15 protein-coding genes are annotated in these 15014 nt (G+C 45.8%); 9 read left to right on the top strand and 6 right to left on the bottom strand.

Annotated elements, in window-relative coordinates:
• Positions 1–145: 145 nt before the first annotated feature.
• The 4 genes from GV030_RS00890 to GV030_RS00875 are packed head-to-tail and all read left to right on the top strand — an operon-like array spanning position 146 to position 2281.
• Positions 146–631 carry a MarR family winged helix-turn-helix transcriptional regulator gene (locus GV030_RS00890; protein WP_159578863.1) on the top strand — a complete coding sequence of 162 codons (486 nt, stop codon included), beginning with the start codon at positions 146–148 and terminating at the stop codon, positions 629–631.
• On the top strand, positions 628–1110 hold the full coding sequence (locus tag GV030_RS00885; protein ID WP_159578861.1) for a GNAT family N-acetyltransferase: 483 nt from the start codon (positions 628–630) through the stop codon (positions 1108–1110). Before GV030_RS00890 ends, GV030_RS00885 begins: the two co-directional genes overlap by 4 nt.
• The gene (locus GV030_RS00880; RefSeq protein ID WP_159578859.1) at positions 1107–1334 is read left to right on the top strand and encodes a hypothetical protein; all 228 of its coding nucleotides are present in this window, start codon (positions 1107–1109) and stop codon (positions 1332–1334) included. Before GV030_RS00885 ends, GV030_RS00880 begins: the two co-directional genes overlap by 4 nt.
• Before the next feature lie 2 nt (positions 1335–1336).
• Positions 1337–2281: an EamA family transporter gene (locus tag GV030_RS00875; protein WP_159578857.1), complete on the top strand. Its 945-nt coding sequence runs from the start codon at positions 1337–1339 to the stop codon at positions 2279–2281.
• Here the strand turns inward: GV030_RS00875 and GV030_RS00870 are convergent.
• Entirely contained in the window at positions 2271–3140 is an 870-nt protein-coding gene (locus GV030_RS00870) for a pirin family protein (protein WP_159578855.1), read from the bottom strand. The two genes, GV030_RS00875 and GV030_RS00870, sit on opposite strands and share 11 nt — an antisense overlap.
• 152 nt (positions 3141–3292) lie before the next feature.
• On the opposite strand from GV030_RS00870, the gene GV030_RS00865 reads away from it, so the two are divergent.
• On the top strand, positions 3293–3619 hold the full coding sequence (locus GV030_RS00865; RefSeq protein WP_159578853.1) for a PadR family transcriptional regulator: 327 nt from the start codon (positions 3293–3295) through the stop codon (positions 3617–3619).
• On the top strand, positions 3616–6207 hold the full coding sequence (locus GV030_RS00860) for an ABC transporter permease (protein WP_159578851.1): 2592 nt from the start codon (positions 3616–3618) through the stop codon (positions 6205–6207). Before GV030_RS00865 ends, GV030_RS00860 begins: the two co-directional genes overlap by 4 nt.
• A 363-nt stretch (positions 6208–6570) precedes the next feature.
• Here the strand turns inward: GV030_RS00860 and GV030_RS00855 are convergent, their stop codons facing one another.
• The 5 genes from GV030_RS00855 to sppA all read right to left on the bottom strand — a co-directional run bounded on the left by GV030_RS00855 (position 6571) and on the right by sppA (position 12099).
• Complete coding sequence (locus tag GV030_RS00855; protein WP_159578849.1) at positions 6571–6867, bottom strand: hypothetical protein; 297 nt, start codon at positions 6865–6867, stop codon at positions 6571–6573.
• Between the two features lie 102 nt (positions 6868–6969).
• Positions 6970–7599: a response regulator transcription factor gene (locus tag GV030_RS00850; protein ID WP_159578847.1), complete on the bottom strand. Its 630-nt coding sequence runs from the start codon at positions 7597–7599 to the stop codon at positions 6970–6972.
• Positions 7596–9296, bottom strand: a complete 1701-nt coding sequence (locus tag GV030_RS00845; RefSeq protein ID WP_159578845.1) for a histidine kinase — start codon at positions 9294–9296, stop codon at positions 7596–7598. The genes GV030_RS00850 and GV030_RS00845 overlap by 4 nt, the downstream gene beginning before the upstream one ends.
• Before the next feature lie 27 nt (positions 9297–9323).
• Positions 9324–10307 carry a biotin synthase BioB gene (gene bioB, locus GV030_RS00840; protein ID WP_159578843.1) on the bottom strand — a complete coding sequence of 328 codons (984 nt, stop codon included), beginning with the start codon at positions 10305–10307 and terminating at the stop codon, positions 9324–9326.
• 58 nt (positions 10308–10365) lie between these two features.
• A complete protein-coding gene (gene sppA / locus GV030_RS00835; RefSeq protein ID WP_159578841.1) occupies positions 10366–12099 on the bottom strand; it encodes a signal peptide peptidase SppA in 1734 nt (577 codons plus the stop codon).
• Positions 12100–12186: 87 nt separating this feature from the next.
• Between sppA and folK the strand changes: the two genes are divergently transcribed.
• From folK to GV030_RS00820, 3 genes are all read left to right on the top strand, one after another.
• A complete protein-coding gene (folK, locus tag GV030_RS00830; protein WP_159578839.1) occupies positions 12187–12684 on the top strand; it encodes a 2-amino-4-hydroxy-6-hydroxymethyldihydropteridine diphosphokinase in 498 nt (165 codons plus the stop codon).
• A complete protein-coding gene (locus tag GV030_RS00825) occupies positions 12681–13433 on the top strand; it encodes a sulfite exporter TauE/SafE family protein (RefSeq protein ID WP_159578837.1) in 753 nt (250 codons plus the stop codon). Before folK ends, GV030_RS00825 begins: the two co-directional genes overlap by 4 nt.
• An 86-nt stretch (positions 13434–13519) precedes the next feature.
• Positions 13520–15013: a lipopolysaccharide biosynthesis protein gene (locus GV030_RS00820; RefSeq protein ID WP_159578835.1), complete on the top strand. Its 1494-nt coding sequence runs from the start codon at positions 13520–13522 to the stop codon at positions 15011–15013.
• Position 15014 lies beyond the last annotated feature (1 nt).

The raw sequence follows: 15014 nt of genomic DNA, 5'->3' as shown, positions 1-15014 counted from the left end.
TCGATGTAAAGCTATAAACCCATCCTACCCATAGGAATACCGTGAACACGGTATTCTGAAAAAACAGAACAAAAAAATCACTCAATACGTAGACAACTACATATTTTATTTCTAGATTTATGTAGACAACTACCTAACTAAGACAATGAAAGATTTTGCACTGGAACTGGGGTGTTTGGGTTTTACCATGAGGCTGAAAAGGCTGAGTGATGCCCTGATGCACGACGGGCGAAAAATGTATAAGGAATTGGGTGTGGACATTGAGCCCAACTGGTATGTGGTCTTCAGGCTGCTGAAAAGAGAAGGAGAAATGTCGGTGATGGAAATCGCTGAGAAAATAAAGCTCGCGCACCCATCGGTAATCACACTGACTAATAAGATGATGAAGGCAGGCTACCTGTCCTCAGCTCAATGCACAGATGACAACCGGCGCAGGTTGCTTACCCTCACACAGAAAGCTCATGATCAGCTCCCCCGCCTGGAGCAAATCTGGAATGCCGGAGAGCGTGGGGTCATCAAGGCCCTGGAAGGGACTGATTTTATGGAGATGTTTGCTCTCATAGAAGCCCGCTTCGGGGAAAAAGGATTTAAAGACAGAACGATAGATGAATTAAACAAACCAACCTTATGAATGCACTTTCGAATACCGTGTCGGTGCAGCTGCTGGAATTCCAGGAGCAATACGCATCTGATTTTGCCCGGCTAAACTACGAATGGCTGGAGACCTATTTTACCGTGGAGCCCCATGACCGTGAAATGCTCGATGCCCCCAATGAGTACATCATTCAGTCCGGAGGACGCATATTCTTTGCAAAGGTAGAAGATGAGATCGTGGGTACGGTAGCCCTTATTGTGGAAACCCCAGACACTTTTGAACTCGCCAAGATGGGCGTTACACCAAAATACAAAGGTCTCAAAATTGGTAAAATGCTCATGCAACATGCCATTTCCGAGGCCAGAAAAGCTGGTATGGAACGGCTGGTGCTGGAATCAAACACCAAACTTACCGCTGCGCTGAATTTATACATCAACTCTGGTTTTAAGGTAGCACCGCTTAATGAGTGCTCACCCTATGCCCGCTGCAACATCCGAATGGAGCTCACCTTATGATTGCCGATGTACTAGGATATCTGGCTCTTGGGTTAGGCATTTTCGCGATGGCCAATAAACATATGCTTTGGTTGAGAATAGCCCACGGACTCTCCGCCGGCTGTTATCTGAGCTATGGGCTTATGATTTCGGCCACTCCCATTGTGGTGGCTGGCATCTTGTTTCTGATCATTCACAGTTACCACCTTACCCGAATGTTTCTCGATAGAAAAGCAACACTTTAACTATGTCACAACAAGCACTCTCCCACCGGTTTCTCATCATACTGGCCTTTCTCTGCATTTATGTGATTTGGGGCACTACCTACCTGGCCATCGTGGTTGGGCTGGAGGGCTTTCCCCCTTTTCTGATGGCTTCCATTCGCTTTTTGGTAGCGGGATTGATGCTGGTGGGTTACAGTCTTTTCAAAGGAGAAGGATTTCCGAAGAAGTCTTCGCTCGTCAAGAATGCTTTCATCGGACTGGTGGTACTGGCAGGTGGTCAGGGACTGCTCATCTGGTCAGAACAGCACATTGCCTCCGGTTATGCGTCTGTATTGGTGGCTACCCTTCCTATCTGGTTTGTGGTGATGGACAAAAAACACTGGAAGCTTTACTTTTCTAACCCCTACATTCTGAGTGGGGTGGCCCTGGGATTTGCGGGAATCATTATTCTATTTCGTGACAAGCTCAGCGAACCCCTCCCAGCAGCACAAATTCACCTGCAGTTGGTGGCTTCTGTAGCAGTACTCTTTGGCGGAATGTGCTGGGTGATGGGTACTTTGTACCACCGATCGCGCCCTGCACCTGGCACCCTCTACCAAAATCTGGGTTGGCAACTGCTCTGCGGGGCGGTGATCTGCCTACTGATCAGTCTGTCGATGAATGAACTGGATACCTTCGCCTGGTCACAAACCAACCTCACCTCCTGGAGTGCAGTACTCTATTTATCCGTGGCAGGTTCCATCATGGCGTATATTGCTTACACCTGGCTGCTCAACGAAATGCCCTCCGCTATTGTCGGCACCTATGCTTACATCAACCCGGTGGTGGCAGTATTTCTGGGCTGGCTGCTGGTCGGCGAGGTGATCACCACTCCCCAGATGGTGGGAATGCTCATCATTTTGGTGAGTGCTGTACTCATCAATCTGAATAGAGGGAAAATCAAACCTGTGGCAAAAGCTAAGGCATAGGAATATAGGTATCATCACCTGGCACTTTCGGATATTTTTTGTTCTTCCAGTCAGTTTTGAACTGCTCCAATCTTTCTTTACTGGAAGACACCCAGTTCCAATAGATATAGCGCTCCTCAGGGAAAGGAGCTCCTCCAAAAAGGAAAATATGAGTTCCCGCCTCCATGCTTAGTGAGCATGCACCATCGGTCTTTGAAACCAACATGTGCCCACGATCCACCTTATGCTCACAGGCCTGAACAGTGCCCTCTACTACACAGATACCAATTTCACCTTGTAGCTGATTTCCTATTTCCAGCTGATACCGCTCTGTAGCCACCACCTCTACCATGAATAGTTCTGAATGCACCGGCAATGGAGATTTTCGGCCATAGCCTTCCCCTGCTACCAGGGTAAACCGAGTGCCTCCATCCTCCCACTTAGGCAGGTCTGCTTTATCCAGGTGATGAAACTCCGGAGCCATCTCCTCCAGCTCCTTTGGTAAGGCCACCCAGATCTGATAACCATGTAGTGTATGTGACTTCCCATCGCGAAGGTCCTTGGGAGTGCGCTCCGTATGTGTGACACCCTTACCCCCTACCATCCAATTGACAGAGCCTGGTACGATGCGCTGCTGGCTCCCGATGCTATCTGCGTGCATAATCTCACCCTCCAGCAGAAAAGTAAGGGTGGATAGTCCGGCATGGGGGTGCTGGTCTATGTCCATGTAGTGCCCCGGACCAATCTGGCTCGGCCCCATGTGATCAATAAAGATAAAAGGCCCCACCATTCTCTTTTTCCGAAATGGAAGTAATCTTCCTACCAAAAAGTCACCGATATCGCGGCTCCTTTCCTCTATAATCAAATCAGCATTTGACATTTTTTTTAATAAAGTTACGCCTCAAAAACTTATCAGGAAACCGAACTAGCGATTCATTAAGGCCCTGAAATGAAAAATTTCTGACCTCAAACGCAACTTATTTTTCGCAAATCGTTTATTTGATCTACAATAGTTAATTAAATATCCGTATAATGAATGACTCTAGTATCGGTAGCCTTGAAGAAACCATCCTTTTGATTGTATTGGTGATGCAGGAGGATGTGTATGGAGTCTCGGTGGTGGAAGAGTACGAAAAGCGCACCGGAAAAACCATCTCCATACCAGCCATACATACTGTATTGAGCCGTTTGGAAAAAAAGGGATTTGTGTCCTCTCAGATGGGTGGTGCCACCTCCGAGCGGGGCGGCCGAAAAAAACGCATTTTCGAAATCACCAGGACTGGTTATAAAATCCTCGCCGAACTGAAGGCCACCAGAGATGAACTATGGGAAATGGCACCTCAATTCAATACCATATGAACCAAGCCACCTCACCGCCCAAACTGGCCGACCGCTTTCTGAAATGGTATTGTCACGAGGATCTGCTTGATGAGATCCAGGGCGATCTGTATGAGCAATTCCATAAAAACCTAAAGACCAAAGGTCTGACCACCGCCAAAAGAAAATTCACGCTAGATGTCATTCGTTTTTTTCGTCCCTCAAGTTTCAAATCAACTCAACTGAGTATGAACACACAAATTATTGCCAACTACATCAAAGTAGCCTTTCGAGTCTTCAAAAAAGAAAAGGCCTACACCTTCACCAATGTATTCGGACTGGCTTTGGGCATCACCTGCAGTCTGTTTATTTATCTGTGGGTCAATGATGAACTCAAGTACAACCAATGGCCTGCCCATGTAGATGACATACACTATGTGCTGGTCAACCAAATAGAGTCATCAGGAACCATACATACCTGGAGAACTACACCTCAGCCACTGCGGGAAGTCTTACAGGATAAGTATCCGGCTATAGAAAAAGCCGCGATTACCAATTGGGGGGCCACCTTGATTCTTAAAAAAGGCCGGGAACATGTGACGCTTTCCGGTCATTACGGCTCTCCAGAACTTTTTGAAATTTTCTCAATCCCATTTATTCAAGGTGACCATCAGTTGCTCTATAAGCAGCCTGAATCCATTGTGATCAACGAGTCCTCTGCAGCCCGCTATTTTGGGGATGACTGGCGCTCAAAAAACCTGATAGGACAAAGTATTACTGATAAGAACAACCGCACTTTTACCCTAGCGGGGATCTTCGAAAACATTCCAAAACATTCTACACTCAAGTTTGATTTCATTATTCCCTTTGATTACTACGTGCTCATAAACCCTTCTCAGAAACACTGGGGAAACTATAACCACAACATGTACGTGAAGCTGGCTCCGGGGTATTCTACGGCCTCAGCCAACGACAACATTCTGAATGCCATTTCCGAAAACCGACCAGACCAGGAGGAAACAGCTCCGCTCATTCTACAGCCCTTTTCAAGTCTATACCTTTACAACAAATATGAGCAAGGTCAGCTTTCAGGAGGCAGAATTGACTATGTACGACTATTAAGCATCTCGGCTATCCTTATTCTGATATTAGCAGGTGTAAACTTCATGAACCTCACCACTGCCAAGTCTGCTAAACGCTCCAGGGAAACTGGTATCAGAAAGGTCATGGGAGCGGTGAAATCCTCACTGCGAGCTCAGTTTCTCACTGAAGCAATACTGATCACACTGTTGGCTTTCATTCTCTCTGCATTCTTCACCATGGGCCTCCTTCCATACTTCAATGTACTGGCAGGCAAGGAAATAGGTGCTGACTTCTTCACACCATCTTTCATCCTGGCTTCCCTCGGACTTATTCTTTCCATCGGGTTCATTTCAGGCTTGTATCCGGCCATTTACATGGCGTCCCTGCACCCCATTCTGTCACTCAAGGGAATCATGCGGGCAGATCGATCCAATGCGCTTTTCAGAAAAGGACTGGTGGTGTTCCAATTTGTCATTACAATCGTCATGATTTTTGGGTCAATTACCATTTACAAACAACTCCAATATGTATTTAGCAAAAACCTGGGGCTAGACCGAGAGAATGTTATTAAAATGGGCTTTGGCGATCTCAATCCACAGACATTTGAGATCTATAAAGAAAGGCTCTTGCAAATGCCCGGCATCAAGGCGGTGGCAGCCTCAGATGGAGATCCGACGAATATAGGAAGTTCCACTTCTGACCCTTACTGGACTGGGAGGGATGAGCATACCGATGTTTACTTCAACATCCTGGGTGTCAATCCAGATTTCATACCGCTGATGTCTATTCAACTAAAGGAAGGTAGAAATTTTGACCGCAACATTGCCAGTGACTCCAACAACTACCTGATCAATGAGGTCTCTGCTAACATTATGGGTTTTGATAATCCTATAGGACAGGATCTGGAGTTTTGGGGACAGAAAGGAAAAATCATTGGTGTGACGAAAAACTTTCACATCCAGTCTCTACACGCTCCCTACAAGCCCCTGATCATTCGCATGGATCCTGAGCCTTCCCTTATGTTGATCAAGACCAAAAGCAATATGACTCAGGAGGCCATCGCCTCCATGGAAACACTTCATAAGGAGTTTCAGCCGGATAGGACTTTTGATTTTACCTTTATGGACAAGGCCTATAATGAGCGATATAAAAGTGAACTTCTGGTCAGTCAGCTTACTCTCTACTTTACCATAGTGGCGATCGTCATTTCCTGCCTGGGTTTACTCAGCCTGGTATCGTTCAATACAGAGGTCAAAACGAAGGAAATAGGTATCAGAAAGGTAATGGGCGCCTCAACGGCAAGCATCCTCTCCCTCATTGGCAAAGAGTTTCTTATGCTTGTCTTCATCGCCATTGCACTGGCATCTCCACTGGCCTATTTTATCATGCAGGATTGGCTGAATCAGTTTGCTTTTAGGATTGACCTTGACTTGTCACTCTTCTTAATGGCAGGCATGAGCGGATTGTTGCTCACTATCCTTACCATTGGGCACCACACTCTTCAAGCGGCCTTGAGAAATCCAGCCGATTCTCTAAGAGATGAATAGAAGGCAATGATGGATTCTGTTCTCTACAAAGTCAACGCGTAAGGCACATGTGAGAAAATTTGGGGAGACTTTGTGGAGACCAGAATCCGTTGCTTCATAATGTTCACGTCGGTGGAGGACAACTCGCCCCTCCTTGATCTGGTTTCGGTGGGATGATAACTTCAAGTCATTACGGTCACCATCCATCTTTAATGTGATCTCTCTGCAGGAATTCCGCTTGATCCTATACAATCTCCCAACAGATAAAGTTGGCTTGATCCCAAGAATTCCCTTTCTGTAATGGTCTGAATAAAACTCACCTGAAAATAAAAAACCCACATCGTTATCGATGTGGGTCTCCATGAAGTGTGTGCTCACCCATGCCTATTGATGATCTTTCCACGGCTTGTAATTTTTATAAGCCGGTCCTTTAAGTTTATCCTTTGTTGTTAAGTCAAGTTTTACCAGTTCTCCGGTTTTTCGCTCAAGAGGTCGGACGTTTTTAGCGGCCGGTCCCTGTAGGCTTTCACCTTTCACTAAATACACAGTGCTGGCAGGCTTAGGGTCAAGCCATGGCTTTCTGTTTTTAGCTTCGGGTCCTTTCAAATCCCCAGAACCTTGAGCCATTGTGCTCATAACAATCAAAAAACAGAATACGGTCAATGCTGCTAGTTTTTTCATGGTTCCTCTTTTTGGTTTCGTTTACACAAATAAACGGCCCCTGAGGCTCTAGGCATTTCCTGATAAAATGGTAAAATCCCATCCGTATTTATACGGATGTTTTTAGATGAGCTTCAATTTTACCGCCTTTTTGATCAGTTCTGCGGTGTTCTGTACATCCAGCTTCTTCATCATATTCACCCGATGGGTCTCTACCGTACGGGAACTCACAAAGAGCTCCTCGGCTATTTCTTTGGTGGTTTTGCCATTGGAGACGAGCTGTAGCACTTGCGTTTCACGTTCAGAGAGTCGCTGTGTATTGTCTCCTTCCAGCGATATATTACCCACCATAAGTTGAGAGATTTCACTATTGAAATACTTCTTCCCTTTACTTACGGTGAGGATGGCTTCACTGAGCTCTTCCTTATCTGCGTTTTTCAGCAGGTAACCAAAAGCGCCGCTTCTCACAGCCTTCACTACGTACTGCCCATCGGCGTGCATGGTAAGTACGATAAACTTCACGTCGGGAAATCGCTTCCGACTTTCCCTTATGATGGACAACCCATCCGCGCCGGGCATGGTAATATCCATGAGCACTACTTCTGGAAGTGCCTGATCAAAAAACGAATACATACTCTCTGCAGAGTCTGCTTCTCCTTCAATGGAAATAAGATCATCCTCGGCAAAGAGTGACCTCACTCCTTCTCTGAAAAGCTGATGATCATCAACTACGATAACGCTAATTTTACTCATACAAGAGGGATTTCTACTTCTATTACGGAACCTTTACTATCCGAAGTAAGCTCAAAAATACCATTTTCTACGTTTATACGCTCCCTCATGTTTCTTAGTCCATTGCCCAGGGTCACATTTTCAGGGTCAAAACCCTGCCCATTGTCCTGTATGTAGAGACTCACCCGATCGGTAAATTCTGTCAAAGAAATATTCAGAACCGATGCCCGGGCATGTTTCAACACATTGTTTACTGCCTCCTGAGCCACCCGATAAAGCGCGATAGAAATATTGGTAGGGATGCTGATTTTTACATTCGGATCATACTGATAATGCACCTGCAACCGATCCTGGCCGATCTGTTTCACGAGGTTTCGGATGGCCTCCCCAGCCCCAAAATCTCTCAGCACACTTGGCATCAGGTTATTAGAAATCTTTCTCATTTCGCCCAATGTCTCATCAAAGAGTCGCATGAGTTCCCTTTTCTCGTCCATCTGTATGGTACTTGATTCCACTTTGATCTTCAGGATGGTGAGCATAGGCCCCAATCCGTCATGCAGCTCCTGCGATAATCGTTGTCTCTCTTTTTCCTCTCCACTAATCAAAGAACGCTGGTTTTCCAATTTCAGCCGTTTCTCACTCACCTGATAGGCCTGCAATCGTTCCTTCATGCCCATGAGGGCCGCCCCCAGCTTGTCCTCTGAACTCAGGAGGTCGTATCTGGCCTCAAAATTTCCTGACCCAATCTCATTTGCAAAAACCACCGTCTGCTTCAACGCCGCGATGAGGCGCTCAAGCGCGCTAAACATCTGGCCAATCTCATCTTCACGCTTCACCACATCAAAAGTAGACTCAAAGATACCTTTGGACATTTTGCGTAGTTGCTCTTCGGTGATCAACACCGGCTTCACCAGTTGGCGGGAGAGCTCGTAGGAAACGATAAACACGAAAATGAGGATAATACCCAATACGATAATGAGATTGGTGCGAAGGCTTTTTAAGGGGAACAGTGCCTCCTGCTCATCAATCTCTGAAAGAATCACCCAGGTGAGATTAGAAACGTCTAATCGCTCGTAGGCACTAAAAACTGTCACTCCACGATAATCACTAATGAGTCCGTACCCCTCTTCCCCATCCAGTGCATTGATCACTCCCTGGCTCTTCACTACAATATCGGTGGGTCTTCTTTCAGGAAAAAACCTGGAACTTGATCTCATGGTCATATCCTCGCCAACCAGATATGATTCTCCCGTTTCTCCCAGACCCGTTCGCTCCATGAGGATTGACTGAATATTTGGGCGGAAAATACCAAACCTGACTCTGTTGGCTTCTTTCTTGAATAAGCCCAGGGTGATTTGTCCTTTTGGGTCATGAGGTGTGAGGTCCTGAATAACCACCGATCCGATAACCTCTGGAAAGAGTAGCGGATAGACTGATATCACTGTATCCTGACTGATGAACCCCTCAGCGATCAAAACGCCCGCATTGTCTGGCTGCTCTGCGAAAGCCTGATTGGATAAAAAATCAAATACCAGGGCTTCTATGCGCTGCCTCACCTGAGACACCTTGAGCTGCTTGACTGAGGACAGCTGTAAGAATACTCTCTCTTTCAGAGCTTCCTTGAACTGTATGTAATACAGCGCCGATAACAGTGAGATCACTGCCAGTGCGAAGAGAATCATCACCAAAGCAAGCTTGTTACGGATTTTAAGATCCACAAATTTCATTGCTCTGGGGGCTCCGGATTAAACAAGGAATTTTTCGGCTGCTGCTCCTTTAAATGAAGCTCTGGGCTTCAAATTTAGTGTCTGAAACATGGCTTTGTCCTGATCCACTTCAGGGTTGGGGGTGGTCAGCAACTCATCGCCCGCAAAAATGGAATTAGCTCCTGCCAGGAAGCAAAGGGCCTGCTCCTCCACAGACATCCGCACTCTGCCAGCAGACAACCTGACCATGGCCTTTGGCATAATGATCCGTGCCGTAGCAATCATCCTCACCATGTCCCACACAGATACTTTCTCCTGATCCTCCAATGGCGTGCCTGGTACAGGCACCAACGCATTCACAGGAACAGACTCAGGGTGCTCACTCATGGTAGCCAGAGTATGGAGCATTCCTATTCGGTCTTCATTGGCCTCTCCCAGCCCTATGATACCTCCTGAGCAGACAGATATCTCGGCTTTTCTCACATTATCTATCGTCTCCAACCTGTCATCGTAAGTGCGGGTGGAAATGATCTCTTCGTAATGCTCCTCAGAGGTGTCCAGGTTATGATTGTAAGCATATAGGCCGGCATCCTTTAGTTTTTGCGCCTGAGTTTCTGTGAGCATCCCCAATGTACAACACACTTCCATTCCCAGAGAATTCACCCCGGAAACCATCTCAATCACTTTATCAAAATCTCGGTTATCACGTACCTCACGCCATGCAGCTCCCATGCAGAATCGGGTACTTCCGCTCTCCTGGGCTTTTTTGGCTTTTTCCATCACAAAATCCACATCAAGAAGCTTATGCACTTTCACGTCTGTATGATAGCGGGCAGCCTGAGGGCAATAAGCACAGTCCTCAGGACAACCTCCGGTTTTGATTGAGAGCAAGGTACAAACCTGCACCTCGGAAGGGTCATTGTGTTGGCGGTGCACCGTTGCAGCCTCGTAGATCAGCTCCAGTACAGGCTTATCAAATATTGCTTTTATCTCTTCTTTGGTCCAGTCGTTGCGTATTTCCATTGTTTAATTTTTCTGGGTGGGAAGTTAGTCAGGTTTAAATATTCACCAAAATTCGATTTTACTTAATCTCCAGATTGCCGGGCAGGCGCACCTGTATGCCGTTCATTCTTTGCAAAGATTCGATCTGCTGAAGATAAGGAGTAAATACCTTCTCCTGACCGGCGAAAATCTTCACCTCTGCCTCACTAAGATCAGTCAGCATTTTTTCTAAAAGCGGTTTTTGTCTGGGGTAAAAGCTCAGGCGATAATCGCCCATGATCCCGGCCTTTTCAGCGGCTATTTTTACTGCCGTATCAAAGGAGCCCAGTACATCGACCAGACCTCTCTCCTTGGCTTGGGTACCACTCCATACGCGACCTCCGGCATGTTTCATCAGCTCCTCTACCGGCATCTGTCTACCTTGCGCAGCTTTGGTTACAAAGGTACGGTATCCCTCTTCTACCTGATTTTGAATAATTGATCGCTCATATTCTGTAAGTGATCTGGTCACTGTCATGAGGTCCGAAAACTCGCCAGTGGATACGCTCTCATTGGTGATGCCCAGCTTGTTCTCCAGAAAGTCACCAAAGTTGAAAAGTAATCCAAAAATCCCAATGGATCCGGTGATGGTATTGGGCTGAGCCACGATGGTATCGCAGGGCATGGCGATGAAATATCCTCCGGAAGCGGCCACATCTGACATAGAGGCAATGATGGGCTTTTTGCCTTTGGTAAGCATGATTTCTCTCCAAATGATATCTGAGGCTGTCAGGCTGCCACCGGGAGAATTCACCCTCAGGACTATCGCTTTGACAGAACTGCTCTCCCGTGCTTTTCTAATCTCCTTAGCAAACTGATCACTACCCACAGCGTCATCCACCTCGCCCATCACAATATCGCCATTGGCCACGATCACAGCGATCTTATTGCTGGACAGACTGCTGGCGGAAGTGGTCTTCATATATTTATCAAAGGTGATCAGCGTAAGGTCTTCACCAGACCCTAGTCCTACTTCCGATTTAAGTAAGTCAACCATCTCATCTTCATACGCCACTTTACTCACCAAGCCTACCCGCGCCGCATCTTCTGGTAAGCGCACCTTCATTTGATCTGAAATCTCCTTCAGGGCATCCACTGAGATGCCACGGGTAGCAGAAACATTTTGCAAATAGGTATCATGCACAGATGTGATCAATTCGGTCAACTGGCGCCTGTTTTCTTCACTCATAGACTTGCGAATGAATGGCTCCACAAAGCTCTTGTATTCTCCAACTCTGAAAATCTCCGGCTCTATCTCCAGTTTATCAAAAAGTCCTTTGAAAAAGGTAACTCCGGCCGTCAACCCGTTGAACTCCAACGACCCTTGAGGATTCAGGTATATGGAGTCAGCTACTGACACGAGGTAATAGTCCCCTTCGCTGATGTATTCTCCGTAAGCATGTACAAACTTCCCTGAACTTTTAAAGTCGATGATGGCATCTCTGATCTCCTGCAGCGAGGAATAACCAGCCGAAAGGAATTGAGGCTCGATGTAAATGCCGCGAATACGATCGTCATACGCCGCAGCATCAATGGCTGCCAGGAGGTCTAATAAGCTGATGGGTGCTGGTCCGCCCCCAAGAAGCTCCTGCAATGGGTCATCCACAGCTTTTTCTACCACCACCCCGGACAGGTTCAGGTGTAATACCGAGTTGTCCTCTACATGGGGTATGGATTCTGAAGAAGCAGCGATACTGCCCAAAAGAAAAATCAATAGGAAACAAAAAATAAAAAGGCCCACGATAGTGGCCAATAGATTGCGCAGAAATGCCATGTTATATTTTTAAATACTATTATTTTACAAATCTAATTATCCAGCCAAATAAAGACGGTTGAAGTTCGAAATTGTTTAATTGCTTTGATGAAAGGGATTTTTCTACTTTTAGGCTCCAATCTGGGTGATCGGATGCAAAACATGCAACGGGCCAAAGATATATTGGCCGCACATGAAATCAACATCAGCGACTTTTCGGCCGTGTATGAGTCTGCCCCCTGGGGGGATGAAAATCAAGGTTGGTTTTTAAACATGGTTTTAAAGATTGACACCATTCATGATCCCGAAAGCCTGCTCCAGTCCTGTCTGGATACAGAGATACAGATGGGAAGGACGAGGCTCAAGAAATGGGGCGAGCGAATCATTGATGTTGATATTCTATACTATCATGACGTTGTAATAGAAAGTCCTCACCTGAGGATACCACATCCCGGCATTGCCATGCGGCGCTTTACCCTGATGCCACTGGTAGAACTGGCGCCACATGAAATACACCCGGTGCTCAAACTACCCCAGAAACAACTACTCGAAATCTGTCCCGACATGCTGGAGTGTCACAAGACTGATCTGTACCTGCATATATGACCTGGATAGAAGCATTGATTTTGTTGGGCGTAGGCCTGTTTACAGGTGTGATCAATACCTTGGCAGGGGGCGGTTCACTCATCACCCTTCCACTCTTCATCTTCATGGGACTGCCCTCGAGTGAGGCCAACGCGACCAACAGAATTGGCGTGTTTTTACAAAGTCTTGTGGCGGTGGGTGGCTTCAAAAGTAAAGGTGTGTCCGTATTTCCCTATGCCTTCTATGTGAGTATCACCGCCGTAATTGGCTGTATCATTGGGGCTTATTTTGCCATTGATATTAAGGGCCCGCTTTTCAATAAAATACTGGCTGTGGTGATGGTTATAGTGATCATCCTAACGGTACTGAAACCCTATCTGGCTCACAAGGGTACCTTGGAGATCTTCACTCCTCGAAGAAAGCTCCTGACCATCGTACTTTTCTTTTTTGTGGGCCTATATGGCGGATTCATCCAGGCGGGAGTGGGTTTTCTGATCATCGCCACCCTCACAGGAGTTCATGGATTCAATATGGCCAAGACCAACAGCATCAAGTCCTTTGTGATCGTATGCTACACGCTGGTAGCCCTGGGCATCTTCTGGTGGGAAGATCAGATCAGATGGGACTATGGGCTTACCCTGGCTGCTGGCAACTCCGCTGGGGGATGGATCGCCAGTCGCTGGTCAGTGGGTAAAGATGACAAGTGGATTCGACTTATATTAATAGTGACTGTAGTGGGTCTGGCAATCAAGCTGTGGTTTTTCAGTTGAAACATCCGAATTCAAATCCACAGTATTTCTATCAAACTTTTCAGTATCCTATCTGAAAACGTCTAAATTCACGGTTTTATTCAACTATGGGTGTAGTCATCAGACAGAGTTTTTGGGGGTCAGTATTTGCATACGTCGGGGTAGTAATCGGATACCTCAACGCCCTTTATCTCCGACCCAAATATTTGGATCCTGAGCAAATTGGGCTACTTAATATTGTAGTGAATAATGCACTTTTGATTGCCCCTTTTATTTGCCTTGGAATGCCCTCTACCCTGGTCAAATACTATCCCCACGTAGAAAAAGATGAAGCCAGGAGAAGATCATTTTTAAGTAACCAGATTTATCTGATCTTATTTGCTAACATTCTCGGAGCACTACTATTTTTCATTTTCACCGATGACATTAAGTCCGTCTTTGAAAAGAAATCCGCGGCATACAACGAGTACATTTTCCTGAGTCTGATGATTCTGGTCAGCCAGACATTTTTCATTCAACTGCAATCATACAGCAGGGTGGTTTTGGATATCGTTGTTCCTGCCATCTTAAAGGATATTTATCTCAGAATTGGCTATGCCTTGCTCATTTGCCTATATGCTGCCAACTTGATTGATTTTGGTGATACGGTCAAAGGCCTGACGCTCGTTTACATATCAGCTACCATAATAGAAGCAATGCATGTTCTTATTAATCAGAACTTCAAAATGAGTTTGTTCTCATGGACAAGCATGAAAAAATGGATAGCAGAAACCTGGAATTACTCCATATACAATCTCGCCGCCTCTGCAGGAAACTCTATATATACCAATATTAGCTTTCTTTTGATTACTACATTGATTGGACTTGAGTCAAATGGGATATTCACCACCTGCTTTTACATTGGGATTATCATAGAACTACCCAATAGAGCAGTGCTGATGATTACAGCACCGGTAGTATCCAGGGAGTTCAAAAATAAAAATTACGTAGAAATCGAGAATCTATACCAGAGAAGCTCACTTACCTTGGGATGCATTGGATTTCTATTCCTGATTGGCATAGTATGTAACATCGAGGACCTATTCCTGATGATCCCAAATGGGAAGGTATTCTCTCAGGGCCTGTATGTGGTAATGGCCATAAGTTTTGCCAAAGTTTTTGATATGCTCTTTGGGCTGAATGGGAACATACTGGCTTATTCTGAGCATTACAGGGTGAATGTTTACTTCCTCCTGTTGTCCGTTGCTGTTCTCTGTATTCTGAACCTTACATTGTTGCCAACGATAGGGATCAATGGTGCCGGGATTGCCTTTCTGGTATCCACAATTCTCTTTAATTTGCTAAAGCATTATTATATCGTCAGGCACTTAAAGATTTCCTTGTTTACAAAAAACCACATCTGGCTCCTTCTAATTGGCTTTGGCACAATGCTCCTCTTCTATTTTGTATCGATCTGGGAGAGTCCAGTATTGAACATCGTGGGGAAATCTGCTTTAATTAGTACGTTTTATGGAATACTCATTTACAAATTCAATATTTCCAGGGACATTAACTCATTTGTTAAATCCATCTTTAAGAAATACCTAAATATCAAAATCTGAT

The sequence above is a fragment of the Marinoscillum sp. 108 genome (genome assembly GCF_902506655.1).
GTDB classification, from domain to species: Bacteria; Bacteroidota; Bacteroidia; order Cytophagales; family Cyclobacteriaceae; genus Marinoscillum; species Marinoscillum luteum.
This window is presented reverse-complemented; position numbering and strand designations above follow the sequence as displayed.